The sequence below is a fragment of the Lacimicrobium alkaliphilum genome (genome assembly GCF_002591895.1).
GTDB classification, from domain to species: domain Bacteria; phylum Pseudomonadota; class Gammaproteobacteria; order Enterobacterales; family Alteromonadaceae; genus Lacimicrobium; species Lacimicrobium alkaliphilum.
Window position 1 is genome coordinate 1 of record NZ_NISX01000048.1, and the last position, 359, is coordinate 359.

Annotated in this window: 1 other RNA gene; it reads right to left on the minus strand. The window is 53.2% G+C overall.

Going from position 1 to position 359, the window contains the following annotated elements:
* Nucleotides 1–359: a transfer-messenger RNA gene (gene ssrA, locus CDA54_RS19415) on the minus strand; the annotation flags it as partial.

The following is a 359-nucleotide window of genomic DNA, read 5'->3' on the forward strand; positions in this document are numbered from 1 at the left end:
GTGGAGCTGGCGGGAGTTGAACCCGCGTCCGAAATTCCTACATCCTCGGTACTACATGCTTAGTCCAGTCTTTACATTCGCTTGCCAGCTGCGGACGGACACGCCACTAACAAACTAGCCTGATTAGATTTAACGCTTCAACCCCAGGCAGGGCATCCACGCGATCTCTTTTGGGTTTGACCTCTCTTGATCCCCGTCCTAAGAGCGGAGGCTAGGGAGAGAGGGCTCTCAGCAGGTTATTAAGCTGCTAAAGCGTAGTTTTCGTCGTTTGCGACTATTTTTTGCGGCTTTTTACGAGGCCAACCGCCCCTCGGCATGCACCTTGGGTTTCGCAAATCCCGTCGAATCCAGAATCAGCC